The 20,192-nt window shown below is 40.5% G+C and carries 13 protein-coding genes and 1 tRNA gene; 6 read left to right on the forward strand and 8 right to left on the reverse strand.

Going from position 1 to position 20,192, the window contains the following annotated elements; all coding sequences use genetic code 11:
• Positions 1-54 precede the first annotated feature (54 nt).
• From AC2SLN_RS08990 to AC2SLN_RS09000, 3 genes are all read left to right on the forward strand, one after another.
• Positions 55-131, forward strand: a tRNA-Pro gene (locus tag AC2SLN_RS08990).
• Positions 132-581: 450 nt separating this feature from the next.
• Positions 582-1,472 (forward strand): formyltetrahydrofolate deformylase, encoded by an 891-nt coding sequence (gene purU, locus AC2SLN_RS08995; protein WP_486548325.1) that lies wholly within the window; start codon positions 582-584, stop codon positions 1,470-1,472.
• A 306-nt stretch (positions 1,473-1,778) separates the two neighbouring features.
• A complete protein-coding gene (locus AC2SLN_RS09000) occupies positions 1,779-3,575 on the forward strand; it encodes an acyltransferase family protein (RefSeq protein ID WP_486548187.1) in 1,797 nt (598 codons plus the stop codon).
• A 165-nt stretch (positions 3,576-3,740) separates the two neighbouring features.
• Here AC2SLN_RS09000 and AC2SLN_RS09005 read toward each other — a convergent pair whose 3' ends face one another.
• Together AC2SLN_RS09005 and dxs are read right to left on the reverse strand one after the other, a co-directional pair.
• A complete protein-coding gene (locus AC2SLN_RS09005) occupies positions 3,741-4,574 on the reverse strand; it encodes an inositol monophosphatase family protein (RefSeq protein WP_486548186.1) in 834 nt (277 codons plus the stop codon).
• Between the two features lie 157 nt (positions 4,575-4,731).
• The gene (dxs, locus tag AC2SLN_RS09010; protein ID WP_486548185.1) at positions 4,732-6,831 is read right to left on the reverse strand and encodes a 1-deoxy-D-xylulose-5-phosphate synthase; all 2,100 of its coding nucleotides are present in this window, start codon (positions 6,829-6,831) and stop codon (positions 4,732-4,734) included.
• Positions 6,832-7,366: 535 nt separating this feature from the next.
• Here dxs and ribA point away from each other — a divergent pair.
• The 3 genes from ribA to AC2SLN_RS09025 all read left to right on the forward strand — a co-directional run bounded on the left by ribA (position 7,367) and on the right by AC2SLN_RS09025 (position 9,838).
• A complete protein-coding gene (gene ribA / locus AC2SLN_RS09015; protein WP_486548184.1) occupies positions 7,367-8,035 on the forward strand; it encodes a GTP cyclohydrolase II in 669 nt (222 codons plus the stop codon).
• A gap of 77 nt (positions 8,036-8,112) precedes the next feature.
• A complete protein-coding gene (gene hemF / locus AC2SLN_RS09020; RefSeq protein WP_486548183.1) occupies positions 8,113-9,096 on the forward strand; it encodes an oxygen-dependent coproporphyrinogen oxidase in 984 nt (327 codons plus the stop codon).
• Between the two features lie 280 nt (positions 9,097-9,376).
• Positions 9,377-9,838, forward strand: coding sequence for a c-type cytochrome (locus AC2SLN_RS09025; RefSeq protein WP_486531007.1), 462 nt, complete (start codon positions 9,377-9,379; stop codon positions 9,836-9,838).
• A gap of 354 nt (positions 9,839-10,192) precedes the next feature.
• Here AC2SLN_RS09025 and AC2SLN_RS09030 read toward each other — a convergent pair whose 3' ends face one another.
• The 6 genes from AC2SLN_RS09030 to gltB form a co-directional block, all read right to left on the reverse strand.
• Complete coding sequence (locus AC2SLN_RS09030; RefSeq protein ID WP_486548182.1) at positions 10,193-11,119, reverse strand: mechanosensitive ion channel family protein; 927 nt, start codon at positions 11,117-11,119, stop codon at positions 10,193-10,195.
• 169 nt (positions 11,120-11,288) lie between these two features.
• The gene (gene gloA / locus AC2SLN_RS09035) at positions 11,289-11,834 is read right to left on the reverse strand and encodes a lactoylglutathione lyase (RefSeq protein ID WP_486548181.1); all 546 of its coding nucleotides are present in this window, start codon (positions 11,832-11,834) and stop codon (positions 11,289-11,291) included.
• A gap of 37 nt (positions 11,835-11,871) precedes the next feature.
• Positions 11,872-12,519 carry a carbonic anhydrase gene (locus AC2SLN_RS09040; protein ID WP_486531004.1) on the reverse strand — a complete coding sequence of 216 codons (648 nt, stop codon included), beginning with the start codon at positions 12,517-12,519 and terminating at the stop codon, positions 11,872-11,874.
• Between the two features lie 243 nt (positions 12,520-12,762).
• Positions 12,763-13,347, reverse strand: a complete 585-nt coding sequence (locus AC2SLN_RS09045) for a dual specificity protein phosphatase family protein (RefSeq protein WP_486548180.1) — start codon at positions 13,345-13,347, stop codon at positions 12,763-12,765.
• 499 nt (positions 13,348-13,846) lie between these two features.
• A complete protein-coding gene (locus AC2SLN_RS09050; protein WP_486548179.1) occupies positions 13,847-15,265 on the reverse strand; it encodes a glutamate synthase small subunit GltD family protein in 1,419 nt (472 codons plus the stop codon).
• Between the two features lie 296 nt (positions 15,266-15,561).
• Positions 15,562-20,085 carry a glutamate synthase large subunit gene (gene gltB / locus AC2SLN_RS09055; protein WP_486548178.1) on the reverse strand — a complete coding sequence of 1,508 codons (4,524 nt, stop codon included), beginning with the start codon at positions 20,083-20,085 and terminating at the stop codon, positions 15,562-15,564.
• Positions 20,086-20,192: the final 107 nt, after the last annotated feature.

A 20,192-nucleotide genomic window follows, 5' to 3' on the forward strand; every position in this document is an offset into this window, starting at 1 on the left:
TATTGGCATTAGGACTTGCAATATTCCTAATAATCCGTAAAATAGTCAATCCATCGGGGCGTAGCGCAGTCTGGTAGCGCACTACACTGGGGGTGTAGTGGTCGCAGGTTCAAATCCTGCCGTTCCGACCAAATATTTTAAGAAGTCAGTAACCTGTTTAGGGTTGCTGGCTTTTTTTATGCGTTACACATACAGGTTTCATTCCCTTAACTATAGTCGTAGGCAAACTAAAGAGCTACAGCGTTACCCTCACTAAGCCTACTAGAGTAGTACTTGCGCTCGGTTGCCTTGTATCTCATTTAGTTGCCTATGACTATAAGATGTTTTTACTGTCTCTAACTCATTTTTAATATAAAATGAGTGACATTATTACCTGAACTTACGCAGAAATAAGATTTCACAGCCTTGGAAGCGACTGTTTATTATTTATGAATCAACTGTAATTACCCTCAGACGAGTCATAAATAATAAACAGTTGCAATCATATCTAGTCATGCGTAATTTCAGTTACAGTCAAATCGCCATTAAGGTTATTAGAAACTAAGGTTATTATGTCAAAGAACCCACAATCAACCCAAAGTATGACAAATACGCCCTCAAATCCTGTGAATGCTGTTAAAACCGACACCGCTACCCTACTCATTAAATGCCGAGATAAAGCGGGTATAGTGCAAGCTGTATCAGAATTTATACATCGCTATGGGGCAAACATCATTACTCTAGATCAATACTCTACGGCTCATGAAGGCGGTCAATACTTTATGCGTCTGGAGTTTGCATTGGCCGGCTTGGCTGAGATTATTGATAACTTTGAAGCCAGCTTTGATCATACCGTAGCCAAACGCTATGACATGGATTGGCGCTTGCATAACAATGCGATTAAAACAAAAGTCGGTATCCTCGTTTCCAAATTCGACCATGCCCTACTCGACTTATTGTGGCGTCATCAACGTGGATTATTAGACTGTGATATTACTTGCGTGGTGAGTAACCACAATGACTTACGTCAGGCAGTTGAAAACTTTGGCATCCCGTTTCATCATGTCAAAGTTAATAAAGACAATAGAGCAGACGCTGAGGCGGAAATTAATCACATTATGGCGGGTAATGATTTGTTGGTGCTAGCCCGCTATATGCAGATTTTGTCGGAAGACTTTGTCAATCGCTGGCCGATGAAGATTATCAATATCCATCACTCTTTTTTACCAGCGTTCGTTGGTGCTGATCCCTATCGACAGGCCTTTGATAAAGGGGTAAAACTGATTGGAGCCACGGCTCATTATGTGACCGCTGATTTAGACCAAGGCCCTATTATCGAGCAAGATGTACACCGAGTCACCCACCGTCAAGGGGTCACTGAACTGCGTGCAATTGGCCGAGATGTCGAGCGTAATGTATTGGCACGGGCAGTGAATTGGCATGTACAAAACCGAGTGATTGTGTCCGGTAATAAGACGGTAGTGTTTAGTTAAAAAATACCAAGTAAAATTTGATAGGTACCACTGGTTTATCTATTAACGCCATCCATCTTTTACACTTCGCTTTTGCAATACGATATTGTTACTAATATATCCTACCAACTCTATTGTCTTCCTTAAGCTTTTCATCCTGCCTGATTATAGCTGAAGTAGTCAAAATGGTTACAAGGCAACCGAGTGAAGAGAGTACGGTTGTAAAGCTAGCAAGACTAACAAAGTAACCTTTTAGCATTACTTTAACTATATACTCTTAAACCATAACGTGACGCCTATTATGAGAGGTAAGTATGAGAGGTGGCTGTGCAACATAGAATTGATATCCAAATAATGCGAGGAATCGCAGTTTTAGTGGTGGTTTTATACCATCTCGAATTCAGCTTGTTCCGCAATGGTTTTTTAGGTGTTGATATCTTTTTTGTGATCAGCGGCTTTTTAATGGCTATTCTATATCAAAAAGGTCAAGTCGCTCATTTTTATAAGCGCCGTGCAAGCCGACTACTTCCAGCATATTTTGCAACCATCGTTTTTACTCTTGTCGCATCAGCCCTAATAACACTTGCTGCGGATCACTCGCAGGTAGTCACACAGAGCTTATGGGCTTCAGTATTTTCCTCTAATATCGGTTTTTGGACTCAAAGCTCCTACTTTAGCCCCAAATTTTTTAATCCTTTGCTTCACTTATGGAGTTTAGGCGTTGAAATACAGTTTTATATCATTGTCCCGTTTCTTTTTTGGCTCTACTCTAAAAGTAAGTGGTCTATTCCATTGATACTTATTGGCTCTTTATTAAGTGCCGTTGCTATTTCTCTAGTGATGAATACCAAAACGTCTTTTTTTCTAACCCCTTTTAGAGTATGGCAGTTCTTAGCAGGGGCTTTTGTTGCTTATATATTCTCTAACAAAGGCACTATTTTAAATAAAAAACCGTTAATAGGTCTCATATCATTAGTTGTTTTAACGTTTTTAGTTCTCTTTTACCCCATTAATATTAAAAACTATAGTGTCATACTAGGACATCCAGGGCTTGTCACACTGCTAACTACCATTATGACAGTGTTGATATTAGCGTATGGATTACCAAGCTCAATGATGAACAGTCGTGTGGGGCGATTGCTTGCTAAGTTAGGAGATTGGTCTTATTCAATTTATCTGGCTCACTTTCCAGTTATTGTTCTTTTTCTATACGAACCTTTAAGTGGGACTACTCTCAAACCTAACGGTATGAGTGACACATTTTTCATTATTGTATTAATCGCTATCTTCTCGTCCCTTTTATATATCATATTTGACAAAAATCGCTGGAACGTGCAATTCAAAACTATAGCAATTACTGTGACAGGTACTATCCTATTAGCCATGCTTTCGACTCCCTTAGCAAAAATAAAGCACTCTGATATGGAGTTAAACATTATGGCATCATACGAAGATAAAGACCCTTTTAGATGTGGGCGCATTGCAAGAGAGTTAGATAATCTTAATGTCGAGGGCAAGTTTGCTTGTGAGATTACGTCTGGCCTTGACGGCTCTGCTGAACCCATCCTATTACTTGGCGACAGCACAGCTGATTCACTTAAATTCAGATTAGCTGAAGTTGCAGAAAAGCATAATTTTAGAATATATACTACCGCGTCGAATGAGGCAGGAACAGGGGGTCTAAGTACTGATAAGATCATTAATGAGACGAAGAAGCTAAATATAAAAACGATTATCTTACACTTTTGGAGCCCTAATGTTGACGGGGTTTTTGAACGTCAATTAAATGAAAAATTAATCGACGCAGGTTTCAATGTTGTTTGGATTTCTTCTACTCCATATTTCGAAGAGCCTGTACCTAAACTTGTCTATCAAAACAAAGAGAACTATAGCCTCAATTTCACACCTGAAAACTATGACCAAGCTCGCTCGCAAAAGAATCAGCTCATTGCAAATGGGATTAAAGTTTTTGATCCATGGCCTTTATTATGTGATGAAAATCAATGTGAGCTTAGGGATAAGCAAGGTCATGCTTACTATCACGACAAGCTACATTTATCATTAACTGGTTCAGATAAATTAAAACCACTATTTAATGAGGTTTTAGAGTATATAAAAGATTAAGTCTACTCTCTGAATACCAAACCTGCTCTTTATATAAATACATGCTCATCAATAAAACAAGCCAGTAAGGTTATCTTACTGGCTTCTTAAATAGGTTTCGGCTTATTAAATAACTAAATTAAATGGCTGGCTTACTGGCATATTTTTAAGTTAGGGATAAGATATTTAACCTCTAACCGCATTGCCCCAAGTCGGCACAACCATCTTCATTAATGGCTTTAACAGCTTAACGTTACACGCGAAGATTGAGCCTGTTTCCATAGCATTATGCGCACCTTTGTGATCCACCACAACGCCGCGTGCTTCAGTCACTAATAACTCGCCGGCTGCTATGTCCCAAGGCTTTAATTTCATCTCAAAATAACCATCAAAGCGCCCCGCTGCTACATAGGCTAAGTCTAGCGCCGCTGAACCGAGACGACGAACTTGACCACCTTCTTCAGCTATTTTTTGTAGGCTAAAGAAATGTTCTTTCGCATAAGACACAACTTTGTCGCCTTCTTGACGTTCTATTGGATGACCTGTGGTAAACAGACCGCCTTCAATAGTTTTACGTTGGCTAACTTGCATACGGTGATTGTTAAGCCTTGCACCTTTACCCCGGCTCGCTGAGAACATCTCGTCACGGATGGGATCATAAATCACACCATGTTCGGTAACGCCGTTATGCTGTACTGCAATTGAAATACAAAAATGTGGCACACCATGCACAAAGTTATGCGTACCATCTAATGGATCAATTACCCAGCACCACTCGGCATCACTACCCTGACCTTCATGCAGACCAAACTCCTCACCCAAGAATGAGTGGTTAGGGTAGTTAAATTTTAAAGTCTCAATCGTCAGCTCTTCACTAAAGCGATCAATCTTGGTTACTAACCCTTCCAGCCCTTTAGATTCAACATCTAACTCAATCTTATGACGATTTTGATGTGCTTTAAGGAGTTCTGCGCCTACTTTTTCAGCAGCACGTGCTGCGATAACAACCATTGGTTCCATAATTTACCTATAAAGTCTTTGGTATATATTAAGTATTGAATAAAACGAAAATTCACGAAGTATTCAAACTATAAAAACGCCCAGATTAATGTTAAATATGATTCAAAAAATAACTTTTGCACCTGCTTAAATAAACTATTAGCTACAAAATAAATAATTATTGAGCAGCGATGAATGTCTTTAATTGAGTAATAATGCCCTCTTTATCTAAACTACACTCCGCCAGTTGTTCATCATGACTGCCGTGAGCGATAAATTTATCGGGTATTCCAATATTTTTAATGCGTATATTAGTCTTGTTATGTAAGCTATTTAGTACATATTCATTGACTGCACTGCCTGCACCGCCCATAACAACATGCTCCTCAAATGTGACAATCTGTGTATAACCTTGATGGATTAACTCATCAATCATGCTGGTATCAAGGGGTTTTACCCAGCGCATGTTAACAATGCTGAACTGAAAGTCAGGTAAGTTATTAGATTTTTGAGATTGAATTTGAATCAGATCATTTGCAGCACTTTCTACTGTATTGACTATGGGACCAAAAGCCAGTAAGGCTATTTTGCTAACGTTAAGACTCTCTCCAGTCTTACAAACAGACTCGACTACAGCCTTGCCAATATCTAAGATTTGTGCTGGCTTAATAATTGGTGCACCAACCCCTGTACCGCGCGGATAACGAACAGCAGTAACCCCTTTATATTCATAACAAGTATTCAATAACTGATAGCATTCATTTTCATCTTTAGGCGTAGCGATGACTAGGTTTGGCACACAGCGCATATAAGCTAAATCAAATACCCCAGCATGGGTAGCACCATCTTCGCCGACTAGACCAGCTCGGTCTATCGCAAACATAACATCTAAATCCTGCAATGCCACATCGTGAATAAGCTGATCATAGCCGCGCTGTAAAAAAGTTGAGTAAATAGCAACCACTGGCTTGACACCTAGGGTCGCCATTCCGCCAGCAAGGGTTACCGCATGTTGTTCTGCAATTGCCACATCATAAAACTGGTTAGGATATTGCATAGCAAACTCAGTCATACCTGAGCCTTCTTCCATCGCCGGGGTAATGGCCATTAAATTACTATCACTCTCGGCCTTATCACAAATAAATTCGCCAAAAACTTGCGAATATTTTAGTTTAACAGGCGCTGAGGATTGAGCTGTCGCGGTATTATCCGAATCAACAGGCAACTTGCCAATGGCATGATAACCAACGGGGTCGCTCTCCGCAGGCACATAACCTTTACCTTTAGTGGTATAAACATGAACCAATACTGGTCCAGAGACTTGTTTTGCCCGCTCAAGTACACGCAATAGCTCAGGCAGATCATGGCCATCAAATGGGCCAAAGTAGGTAAAGCCAATGGCTTTAAAAAGATTGTCTGCAACTTGCGGAATGTCACGCGTTTCACTGTGTCGTGATCGACGATTGGCTAATGGTATATCAGGACGATGGGTTAACTTTGGTTTGCCATTAGGCGTTATATCCACCTGATAGCCAGACTCCCATAACATGGCAAGATGCCTTGAAAATCCGCCAATAGAGCAAGAAATTGACATGTCGTTGTCATTTAGAACCACCAAGAGATCAGCATTTTGTTGCACAGCGTCATTCATGGCTTCGAAGGCCATACCTCCCGTCATAGCTCCATCGCCAACCACACAAGCAACCTTGGCATCTGAACCTAAATGGCGAATTGCTAAACTCATACCAAGCCCAGCAGATATAGCTGTCGATGAATGTCCCACACCAAAGGTATCGTATTTAGACTCTGCACGTTCAGGGAATGCTGTTAAACCACTGCGGGAACGAATGGTGGGTAAACTGTCTCTTCGACCCGTCAGCACTTTATGTGCATATGCTTGATGACCGACATCCCACACTAGCTTATCGATAGGGGTGTCTAATAAGTAATGTAACGCAATGGTCAATTCAACCACGCCCAAGTTAGCGCCAAAATGTCCGCCACTTTGACCAGCAGAATATAGTAAAAACTCGCGTAGCTCATCCGCTAATACGCAAAGCTCGTCTTGACTAAGTGATTTTAAATCAGTTGGAGAATCAATTTTATCTAATAGCGGAGTAGTTGGTCGCACAGACGGTATGTCAGTAAACATACGCATTGTTGACTTATCAACTACGGGCTCATTAGGTAACGAGCCGGTGCTGCGGGTTTTAGACGCAGAATGATGCTGTTGCGAGATTGCAGACTCGGGCTTAGTTGGGATGGATGACTGATGCATAAACCTTACAGAACCTACCAATCTTAAAATAGCGACACCCAGTAGTAAATGCTAAAAAGGTGGAGCATAAGTGAATGAATATTTATTGCTAATAAAATAAGTACGCTTACTACAAATGGGACACAAATTAAGTTTCTAAATAAACGAAGTACTCATGCATCGTCTGCACGAGTAGCATACTACTTAGCGGATAGAACTTATCAAATAAATCAATAAGATAATACCAGCCTTTTCGCATCAAAATTTAGAGTAAGCCTTTGTATTTGAACTTCTTAACCCTGACAATGTGTCATATTAAAAAATGCAGTTATGCAGTGTTTTGGTAGTAATCGACTATGGCAAACACTGTATCAAGACTAAGAGTATGGCATAATAGCATTTTTTTTCATTTAACGCTTTATTCATCAATACACATCTGTGAATTTTATGTGTTTTACGCTCAAGTCGTGGTAAAAACGCTACCTCGTCCCTATATAGACGTTAATACAAATACAAATATCACACTTATTCACGACTATGTTTATTTAGGTTTGTCATGTCACATCAATCTATACCTCCATCAGAACAGTCGCCCTACCGCTTTATCAGTAAAGCCAAACTACCTACGGTACATGGTATATTTGATATATATGTTTTCGAGAATGAACAAGGTCAAGAACATACCATGCTAACATGCGGCTTACCTTTGGCTACAGATGATAATACCAAAGTGCCCTTAGTACGAATTCATTCTGAATGTTTAACAGGTGATGCTTTCTCTTCTTTACGATGTGACTGTGGACCACAGCTAAATGCCACCATGCAGTTAATACAGGCTGAGGGCTATGGCGCAATTTTATATCTGCGTCAAGAAGGGCGTGGTATTGGGCTCGCTAATAAAATTCGTGCTTATGCCTTACAAGACCAAGGTCATGACACCTTAGATGCTAATCTTATGCTGGGCTTACCTGCCGATGGGCGCACATACGAGATGTGCAAGCCAATGTTGGATTATGTGGGTATTGCAAAACTTCGCTTGTTGACGAATAACCCTAATAAGATTAGCTATATAGAAAGCTTAGGATTTGAAGTGGTTGAACGAATCCCATTGATTGTTGGGCTAAACCCATTAAATGCCAAATATCTAAATACTAAACGCGACCGTATGGGGCATTATTTCTCTGAAGAAGCGACTAATATGGCTTTTAAGCCCGCTGAGGATTAATCATTACTGTCTTGAGTAATAACACTATTTAGATATAGAAAATTAGATATTGAAAACTATTTTAAAGCGAGAAGACTATGACGTTACCATCTGAAAATGATGATCTTACCGCATCAATACCAATCGCTGATAACCTTCAAAAAGTGCGAGACTTTTTGATCTCACTACAAGCCAATATATGTTTCGCTTTAGAAGCTCAAGAAGCTGACGGTGGTGGTTCAACTACTTTTATAGCAGATGACTGGGAACGACCTGAAGGCGGTGGTGGTCGTTCATGTGTACTGGCAGATGGTCAAGTGATTGAAAAAGCAGGTGTCATGTTCAGTCATATTCAAGTAAACAATTTACCCGCCTCTGCTACGTCACGCCATCCTGATATAGCAGGTCGCTCTGCTCAGGCTATGGGCGTCTCTTTAGTCGTACACCCTTGTAATCCTCATGTCCCAACTAGCCATGCTAATGTGCGCTTGTTTGTCGCTGAAAAAGAAGGGGAAGAGCCCATCTGGTGGTTTGGTGGTGGTTTTGATTTGACTCCATTTTACCCTGTTCTAGAAGACTGTGTGCATTGGCATCAGGTATGTCATGATTTATGTGCGCCATTTGGTGAGACGGTTTATGATAACTTTAAGCAATGGTGTGATGAATACTTCTATCTACGCCATCGAGACGAGCAACGAGGCATTGGCGGCTTGTTCTACGATGATGTTAACTTTGATAGCCGTGGCTGGGATTTTGAAACCTGCTTTGAATTTATGCAAGCGGTCGGTAAAGGCTATCTTGAAGGCATTATTCCGATATTTGAAAAACGTAAAAAATACCCCTTTACCGAAGCGCAACGACAATTTCAACTCTATCGCCGTGGGCGCTATGTGGAATACAATCTAGTCTATGACCGAGGCACCTTATTTGGCCTACAGAGTAATGGACGGATCGAATCAATATTAGTCAGTATGCCACCATTAGCAGGCTGGCAATATTGCTATGAGCCAAATAAAGGCACACCTGAATATGAATTGACTGACTTTTACTTAAAGCCTAGAAATTGGCTAGATATGCGATGATAGGCTTTGTAAGCTACTAACTCCTGTAGACTATTTAATGAAACCCTATTTATATTAATTTATCAGGCGCCCTCCTTTTATGTTGTGGCGCAATGCATATTGGCGCTTTTAAAATAATAGTAATGAAAATTATATCCTGTGATTTATTCTAGTGTAAAAAGATAACACGACAAATACACTAATCCTTAATCTTTATTCTTAACCTTTGTTATTATACAATAAGGTATATCATTTATTAATATCTAATACTTAGAACTATCAACCTATTAAGGATATAGCCATGCAATTAAAATCGTTATTGCTAGCCACATTATTACCGATTGGTATGACGTTAACCGCTTGCAGCGGCGGTATGGGTTCTGAAAGTGAAGCCGTTAAAGCACGCCAAGATATTATGAAAAATTGGAAGGACGCTATGGGACTGATGGGTGGCATGGTCAAAGCGCCTGACACATTTGATTTAGCTGTATTTCAAGAAAATGCTAAATTCTTAGCGGAGGATGCAGCAAGCCCATGGGTACATTATAGCGATCCAAATGACAAAGGAGAGGCAACCGAAGCGGTTTGGTCTAATGCTGAAGGCTTTAAAGCAAAGGCTGAAGAGTTCCAACAGCTCTCTGCTGAACTTAACACGGCGGCACAATCTGCAACATCACTAGAAGATATTATGCCTGCATTTGGCCCAGTGGGTGATGCATGCAAGTCCTGTCATGAAGAGTTTAAAGTTCCCGAAGAGAAGTAAAAGATAGAGTAAGTAAAAAAGTAAATAGCGATCTAAGTAAAAAGTTTTTAGACTATATTTAGTTGTTATCACATTAATTTAATAACATTATAAGAAAAGCCCTGATTCATTTGACTCAGGGCTTTTTGACATAGGTTTAATCATTCAAGCCAAATTAATACTCAATATTACCCTGTTAACCTCGATTACAGGTTTAGAAAAACCAGATAAAATATAAAGCCGCTATCACTATATAGAATAGAATTTATATTAGCCCGCAAGCGCCTATATTTAATAGCGTAACATTATAGAACTACCGCTTACCTAAAGCCTACCATGCCAATAAGTGCCTAAAAATGACTTATATTACGTATTTCACGTATTGCGGCTATATCCATTTTTTAACACCTTTTCAGCCAATATTTGTGCTGAACCATTACTAAAATCTAGCGTACGAATAGGGAACGGAATGTTTATATTAGCATTATCGAGATGGTCTTTAATTTCTACAATGGCCTCATGAATAGACTCTACTTTATTTGCTTGTGTGCCGTTATCTATAAACCATCTTACTGTTAAATCGATACTTGACTCTCCAAACCCACTGGCAATGACAGAGGGTTCAGCAAGTTTTGATACTGACTTAGTGTTCTCTAACGCTTCCAATATAACCTGCTTTGCTGTGCGTATATCATCGTCATAACCAATGCCTACCGTTATTTCCAAGCGTCGACGTTTATATGCTGTATTTACTGTCAAAGCACTGGTATATAGCTGAGAGTTGGGAATAACAACTTGTCTACCATCATACGTACGAATTGTAGTAGCTCTCACCTTAATATCTTCAACAGTACCCTCGTATTCGCCCGAAATAATTTGATCACCAATACGAAAAGGCTCGGATAATAATAATAAAATTCCTGATAATAGGTTTTGAAATATATCTTTAAATGCAAAACCAATAGCCACTGAGCCAATACCTAATGCCCCAACTAATTTGGCTGGTGTAAATCCTGGTATAGCAATAACCATGGCTATCATGAAGCCCACAAACAAGATAATCGCACCGCCCATACGCTGAAATACTTTTACCAAGTTTCGATGCGAGCGATTTTTAGAGAGTATTTTAGTTACAGTTTTTTTAAAAGCTATAGACAATAACCAAAACATAATCAAAACAATCGTCGCAACTACTAAATAAGGCACTCTATCTAAGAAATCAGATAACATGCCATTAGCGGCGGAGGCAATACCCTGATATTGCTCTATTTTATCACTAACTTGCTCTGATACTACTGGCATATCACTCCTTATCAGCGGCTATGCGAACATACTTTTGGCATACTCTTCATAATAAACATTTACTGAATCAAATTCTTATAACTTAAAGCTTTAAAGGGTATACCCATTTTATGCGCTAGGATGATTTTGATAGGTTGAAGTTTTCAATTAAATATAAACGAAGTCAGCCCTAGCCCATTAAATTTGCTTGTACAATTTCAATCCAATAACCATCCACATCTTTAATGAAGGCAATGTTTTTCATACTGCCTTCTTCAGGACGCTTCTTAAACTCGACGTTATTTTGATCAAACCACTCTATAGCTTGTGGTAAATCTGGCACGCTAAAACATATATGACCAAACCCTTGTGGGTCACTATTACCATCATGATAGCTAAAATCAGTTTTATCTTCCGTGCCATAATTATGGGTAAGCTCGAGAATACCGCGCTGACGAAATACATACATCGCTAACTCTTCATCAGCAGGTAAATTATCGCGCTCATCCTCTGTTAGTTTAGCTAAGAAATATAGGTCAAAGCTCATTTCAGGAAACTTTTTGACGTTCAATAGCGTCATACCTAATATGCCAGTATAAAAAGCAAGCGAAGCTTTAGGGTCTTTTACCCGTAACATCGTATGATTAAATACAAAGCCTTGAGTGCTTGCAGCAATAGGCATGACACCATCAAGATTGATGGAGTTTTCAGGTTGATTAGTGTATTCAGCTGTCATAATATAATCCTTATTAACGCTCGTCATTTAAAAAATATTAGGTGCTTAGAAACTCAACTTTACCTGTTTCCAAATCGTACTCTGCACCGACAATTAACAGGTCACCTGATTTACTCATATCCTCTAATAAGCGAGAGCCATGCTTTAACTGACTGACTGACATACGCGTATTAGCTTGAATTGAACGTTTGATGAGCTCATCTGCATCTATATCCAAACCAGTTGCTGTCGCAAGTTCGTGTAGGTTGTAGACACTAGGACGGATACGATCGACAATCGACTGTAGATTTGGCGAGTAATTTTGCTCAGGATTAATAAGGGCTTCAACACAAGCAGTGACCGCTCCGCAATGTGAATGACCAAGAACCACCACCAAACGGGTTCCAAATTTCTCAACCGCAAATTCAACTGAGCCAATTTGAGACGGTGCGACAATATTACCCGCTACTCGAATAACAAACAAATCTCCTAAACCTTGATCAAATACAATCTCAACAGGTACCCTAGCATCAGAACATCCTAATATAATAGCAAATGGATTTTGCTCCTTAACCAGCTCTGGACGATTTTGTACTTTTTGTTCCGTTTGTGTCAGGCTCTCGACGTATCTTGTGTTGCCACGAACAAGCCACTGTAAGGCCTCCTTTCCTGTTTTAGGTCGTTCTAACTTGTTGTTTAATGACATAATATGGTCTCTTATATATTGATTTTGTGTTTCTTACCAAATTGGGCTTCATATAACTGCAAATTCAACAGTATTTATCCCTGGTTAAATGGTTAAATACTATAAATTTTAAACTAAAATTATTGAGTCAAACCAAACTTATGAACTTATCACTAAAAAAAACTTCGAATACAAAATAATTCATTTCATACTAATTCAAAGGTAATACCATTATCTAGTGTTGTACATTCATAATACTCTCGTTCAATTAGCTTTTGATTTGAGAGCATTTTTTTTGTGCATTGTATACATCTCATAATACGCTTGGCGCACTCTCTCTACTTCACATTCATTGAGCATACTTTCAAGGTTTCGCCATATAACATGGTAACCAAAGTTTCCCTGAATCATTTCTTCCTTAGCATGACTAATCGACCAACCTTGCAGTACTATCCGATACATAGCGATAATAATGCCAGTACGATCAGCACCATGCAAACAGTGAACTAAAACAGATTTACCACGATTTTGAAGCTGACGAATGTGATATAAAATTTCAGCAATACTCTGATAAGAGACATACCAAGGCATCAGCGGATAATTATAAAACTCTACTGCTTGCAACTCGGCTAAGGAAGCAAAGCGTTTTTCATTATGATTACGAATAAAAAAACGCAAATTTATAACGGCATCTATTTGGTATTTGGTCAGTAATACCGCTTCATGAGCTTCTAACTGTTCACTGCGATACAGTTTATTATCAACATGATATAAGTTTGCTAGAGTGTAAAGAGCCTTAGCCCAATCAGGTAGATTAGAGTTATCATTGTCAGTACTGCTCGTCATCATACCACTCGATTTATTCAATTTAGACGTTTGTTTAAAGGTATTAATCTCTATAACTCATTTAATTTAGGCGTGTCAGCCCCGCCCATTAACGTTTAAGATATTTATATGCGAGATGCGGGGATTGCAATTACTACAAATTATTATCATTAATGATTAGGATTGGTTGAACATTCAAAAATTTGGACTGCTGATAGTCACTGTTGATTAAATCAGGTACACCAAAAAAAGTTAAAAGCTAATGGAGTAACTGTTGAGAATTATTTTGACCATACTTTAGCATACCTAGACTCTAGCATAGTTTGTGCAAGAAGATATTAGCATTAAAAAAATAGACAGTAATAGTTAGAAGATAAAAAACCCTCAATAACGAGGGTTTTTTATCAAAAAGTCACAAATTAGCAAACTGGTAAGGGCTATATAGAACTCACATATAGACCTATTAAGTTTTATACAGACTTTAGATAAAAACAGATGCTGACTTTAATCAATCACTTACATATCAAACCTCAAGATAATCCAATATACCTTTTGCAGCTTCACGTCCTTCCCAAATAGCAGTAACCACCAAGTCAGAACCGCGCACCATGTCGCCTCCTGCAAAAATCTTAGGGTTTTGTGTCTGAAATTTGAACTCTTGATGTTCTTTAGCCAATACTCTACCTGAATCATCCATAGCAATATCGATGGTTTCAAACCATTGCGCAGGGCTAGGGCGGAATCCGAATGCCATAATGACCGCATCACACTCAATAACTTGCTCTGAATTAGGAATAGGCTCAGGTCGACGACGACCACGGTTATCCGGCTGACCAAGCTGTGTTGTCACAACTTTAACACCAACAACCTTACCATTTAAGCCAATAATCTCTGTTGGCTGACGATTGAATAGAAACTCAACCCCTTCTTCTTTGGCGTTTTGCACCTCTTTCACAGAGCCTGGCATGTTCTCTTCATCACGGCGATAAGCGCAAATTACTTTTTCACTTCCTTGGCGAATAGCAGTACGGTTACAGTCCATAGCGGTATCACCACCCCCAAGTACTACTACTCTCTTATCTTTTAAATCGATGTACTCTTCAGGATTTTCTTCCCAGTTATTACAACGGTTTACATTTGCAATTAAGTAGTCCAGTGCATCATAAACACCTTCTAGCTCTTCACCTGCAAAACCACCACGCATATAGGTATAAGTACCCATGCCCATAAAAACAGCATCGTACTCTTCCATCAACTCTTCAATGGAAACATCATTACCAATTTCGGTATTAAGCCGAAACTCTATACCCATACCTTCAAACACCTCACGACGATTGCGCATTACGTCCTTTTCCATTTTGAATTCTGGAATGCCGAAGGTTAGCAGTCCACCAATCTCTGGGCGCTTATCAAACACTACTGGCTTGACACCGCTACGAACCAGAATATCGGCACAACCAAGACCCGCTGGACCTGCCCCAATAACCGCTACTTTTTTATCTGTCCACTCAACGCCACTCATGTCAGGACGCCAACCTAGTGCAAAGGCTGTGTCGTTGATGTACTTTTCCACATTACCAATAGTTACCGCCCCAAATCCATCATTTAAGGTACAAGCACCTTCACAAAGTCTATCTTGCGGACAAACTCGTCCGCAAACTTCAGGGAGTGTGTTCGTACGATGACAAAGCTCAGCGGCTTGGAAAATTTGTCCCTCAGTCGCTAACTTCAACCAGTTAGGGATATAATTATGAACTGGACATTTCCATTCACAATATGGATTACCACATTCTAAGCAGCGGTGTGCTTGCTCGGAGGCTTCTTTCGGTTCAAAGGGTGTATAAATCTCCACAAACTCAGTGGAGCGAGTGACCATGTCTTTTTTATCCGGATCACTACGTGGTACGTCCAAAAATTGAAAATCATTATGAATGCGCTTCATTACGTATCTTTCTCCTAAAGTGGGTATTACGTAAAAACAAGCCGAGAGCTTATCTGCATTTAGCACTTGTCTATTATTCGTAATACCTGCCGCAAGGTTGAAAATCTTGGGACAAAATATGCTTGGGCTGATTTGACAATGTCGATATAACTACCCAAATAAACAGTTAGATACTTAGCCAATTTGTATAGTTATCACTTATGGGCATCAAGTAGCTATCCTCATTTATGCTAATGTCTTAAATTGGCAAATTAAAAACCTTCTATAAATCTGGGGGTTGTATTATTGTAGATCTATTACTGCGGGTCTGCCGTCGTACTTCTTAACAAAGAGGCGACATTAGCTGCTTTTGGCTTCACCAAGAATACTTTGCGAATATAATGTTCAAAATCCGCTAAAATATGCTGAGCCCAAACACTGCCCGTTTTTTCAACATATGTTTCGATAATATGCTTTAAGTAAATACGATGTTCTTCTGTCTGTTCGCTTGAAATGCGATGCAAGTCAATCAACTCATGATTACAGCGATCAAAGAAAGTATTGTCTAAGTCTAGAACAAATGCAAACCCACCCGTCATGCCTGCACCGAAGTTGAGTCCTGTTTTGCCTAGCACTGTGACAACGCCACCCGTCATGTATTCACAGCAATGGTCGCCGACACCTTCAACAACGGCATGAGCGCCCGAATTACGTACTGCAAAACGCTCGCCTGCGGTACCCGCTGCATATAATTTACCACCAGTTGCACCGTATAGACAGGTGTTACCTATGATGGCTGTTTCTTGTGTGGCAAATGTAGACCCTTTGGGAGGGTAAATAACAATCTCGCCTCCAGCCATACCTTTACCAACATAATCATTAGCATCGCCTTCAAGTTCAATATTAAGTCCACCAGCGTTCCACACCCCTAAGCTTTGTCCTGCTGTACCAGAGAGGTGCAAATTAATCGGTTTATCGGACATGCCTAGGTTACCCCAAACTTGAGCAATCTCACCTGAAATTCGAGCACCAATCGAACGATCACAGTTGCCCACCTGATAACTAAAGCTACCGCCTTTGCCTTGGCGAATTGCAACAATCATGTCATCAACCATCCTCTCAGCAAGCAAGCCTTTATCAAACGGCTCATTGCGCGCTACTTGACAGGTTTGCGACATCCCTTCTGTCGCTGGATGGCTGCGCAACAATGGCGATAGGTCAAGATTTTTTTGCTTATCCGTAGTGCCTTCTAACAACTCTAATAAATCTGTACGGCCTACCAACTCTTCCATGCTTCGTACGCCAAGCGCCGCGAGCCACTCTCGAGTCTCTGTGGCAATAAACTTAAAAAAGTTTATCAACATCTCAGCTTCGCCAATAAAATGTTCATCACGTAAATGTGCTTTTTGGGTGGCAACACCTGTTGGGCAGTTGTTCAAATGACAAATACGTAAATACTTACAGCCTACCGCAATCATAGGTGTTGTACCAAAACCAAAGCTTTCAGCGCCTAATATTGCTGCCTTAACAACATCTAAACCTGTTTTAAGACCACCATCAGTCTGTACACGCACTTTATCGCGTAGACCATTCACACGTAGCGACTGCTGAGCTTCTGCCAGACCTAGCTCCCATGGCGAACCAGCATGATGAATAGACGATAATGGCGACGCTGCTGTCCCCCCATCATAACCAGAAATAGTAATTAAATCAGCATATGCTTTTGCAACACCTGTTGCAATCGTTCCCACACCTGGACGAGATACCAGCTTAACCGATACTAATGCTTCTGGATTAACCTGCTTTAAATCAAAAATAAGCTGCGCTAAATCCTCAATAGAATAAATATCGTGGTGTGGTGGCGGCGAAATTAAGGTAACGCCCGGTACAGAATAGCGCAAACGGGCAATCAAAGAGTTAACCTTACCACCTGGTAGCTGACCACCTTCTCCCGGCTTAGCACCCTGTGCAACTTTAATCTGCATAACTTCCGCCGAGCGTAGATAAGCAGGAGTCACACCAAAACGACCAGAGGCAACTTGTTTAATTTTTGAGTTGCGCATAGTGCCATAACGTGCGGGATCTTCGCCACCCTCCCCTGAGTTAGACCGACCACCAATGGCATTCATTGCCATAGCAATTGATTCATGGGCTTCTGGAGATAGTGCACCCAATGACATACCGGCAGAATCAAAGCGTGGTAAAATATCATCAATGCTTTCAACGTCTTCAATATCTATACTGTTGTTTGTTTTTAGACGCAATAAATCACGAAGTGTGGCAACTGGACGCTTATTAACCAGTTCCGCATAGGCACGATAATTTTCGAAATTACCAGTGCGCACTGCTTTATGTAATGTATTAATGACATCAGGATTAAACGCATGATATTCTTTATTAAAAACAAACTTTAGCATGCCGCCTTGATCAATTGGTGTGCGACGACTAAACGCATTCTTAGCTAGCAGCGCTTGATCTTTGGCTAAATCAGTAAACGTTGCCCCTTTAATACGACTCTGCACACCTTTAAAGCAAAGGTCTACTACCTCCTCAGACAAGCCAATCGCTTCAAACAACTGCGCTCCGCGATAAGAGACAATGGTCGAGATACCCATTTTAGATAAGATTTTAAGCAAGCCTTTATCGATACCCTTGCGAAAGTTAGCACGCGCTTGTAGGGGATCACCTAGTAGCTCACCTGACGCCACCAAATCAGAGATAACATCATAGGCCAGATACGGATAGACACACGTTGCACCAAAACCAATCAATACAGCCACTTGATGAGAATCACGTGCAATACCCGTCTCAATAATTAAGTTGGCATCTGCACGCAGACCTTTTTCAATTAGATAATGGTGTACGGCACCAGTCACCATAATGGCATTCGCAGGCATTTTACCTTTTTCGATGGCTTTATCTGACAAGATAATAATCGTCTTGTTATCCAGTACTGCTTTTTCTACCTGCTCACATATTTGTTTAATCGCCGTATCAAGCGTTAACGACTCATCATAGTTAATATCAATGCGCTCACTTAGAAAAGCAGGATCTTCAAGCCCTTCTATTTGTTGCATCTTACTCGGTGATAATACCGGTGACGATAAAATAATACGGTGTGCATCACGCGGCGTTGGTTTGAAGATATTTGTCTCAGCACCCAAACAGGTTTGCAATGACATCACAATTGATTCGCGTAACGGGTCGATGGGTGGGTTGGTTACCTGAGCAAACTGCTGACGGAAGAAGTCTGCCACATTACGCACCAGTTTAGACAACACCGCTACAGGCGTGTCATCACCCATAGAGCCTACGGGCTCTTGACCATTTTCAGCATTCGGGCGAATGATTTCTGTACGCTCTTCACTGGTAATATTAAACATCTTTTGCAAGGCTTTTAGTGGCTCACCACGAACGCCTTGTTCAAGCAGCTTTTCTTCAACTTGTTCACTATCCCGCACACGTGTGGCTTCTTCACGTAACCATTTGCGATATGGATGCGCCTTTTTTAGTCGATTACCGATCACTTTATCATCCAGAACTTCACCATTTAAGGTATCAATAACAAGCATTTGTCCTGGCCCGACCCGGCCTTTCGCTATCACATCATTCGGCTCATAGTCCCATACGCCAATCTCTGAGGCAACTGTAATATAACCATTTTTGGTAGTTACCCAACGTGATGGACGCAAACCGTTGCGGTCAAGCATACACACAGCATATCGACCATCCTGAATGACCAGACCTGCTGGACCATCCCACGGTTCCATATGCTGTGAGTAAAACTCATAAAAAGCACGTAGGTCCATGTCCATACTATCGACATTCTGCCAAGCTGGTGGGACTAAAATTGACATGGCGTGGAATAAGCTCATACCCCCTGAAATTAATACTTCTAGCATATTATCTAAGCTTGAAGAATCAGAACCGGTACGGTTAACTAAAGGGTGCAGCTTTGTAATTTCTGGTAACTTCTCTGTCTCTAATTTTGGGGTTCGTGCTACCGACCAATTACGGTTACCCGTGATCGTATTGAGTTCGCCATTATGCGCTAAATAACGAAAGGGCTGAGCGAGCGGCCAACGCGGCAAAGTATTGGTTGAGAAGCGCTGATGGAATACCACAATATGTGAATGCAAACGCGTATCTTGTAAATCGCTATAAAAAGCTGGCAAGTCTGAGGGCATTACCAAACCTTTATAAATTACAGTTTGGCAATTTAGGGAAGTGACGTAGAAAAGAGGGTCTTCAGTTAACGCCAACTCTGCTTTTTTCCGTGCTACGTATAGCTTACGATTAAAGTCTTCAGCAGATAAATCGCTGTCAGCATTAACAAATACATGTTTAAACTGAGGCAATGACTCGCGAGCAATTTGACCAACGATAGACAAATCAACAGGCACGTCTCGCCAGCCAGCAACTGTCAGACCTTGAGCAGCAATTTCTTGATTTAAAACCTCTTGACTATGTGTCGCTAGCTCATTATCTAGATTTAAGAATACCATGCCAACGGCAAAGTTTTCAGTGAGCTCAATATTTAACTCATTTGCTACAGCGTTAAAAAAATCTACTGGTTTAGCGAGTAGTAAACCACAGCCATCACCTGTTTTGCCATCAGCAGCAACACCCCCACGGTGAGTCATGCAACTCAAACTATGAATCGCTGTTTTAACCAAGTGATGACTTGGCGTGCCCTCTATATGAGCCACAAGACCGAAACCACAGTTGTCTTTAAATTCGTTCGGTGAAGCAAGATAGGTTTGATGCTCTAAAATAGATGGTTGAGTGCGGATAGGCGTATCGCTGCTTACAGAAGGGTTGGCATTTAAATTCACAGTCATGGCTTGTCCTTTACTTGTACTTGCGTATTGCTATTAAAGCACTACAAAATGAATATGCTGGATGGTAATAGCAGACCTGAATGCAGTACTGACTATATCGTGGAGCT

Source organism: Psychrobacter sp. CX90, from assembly GCF_057396305.2.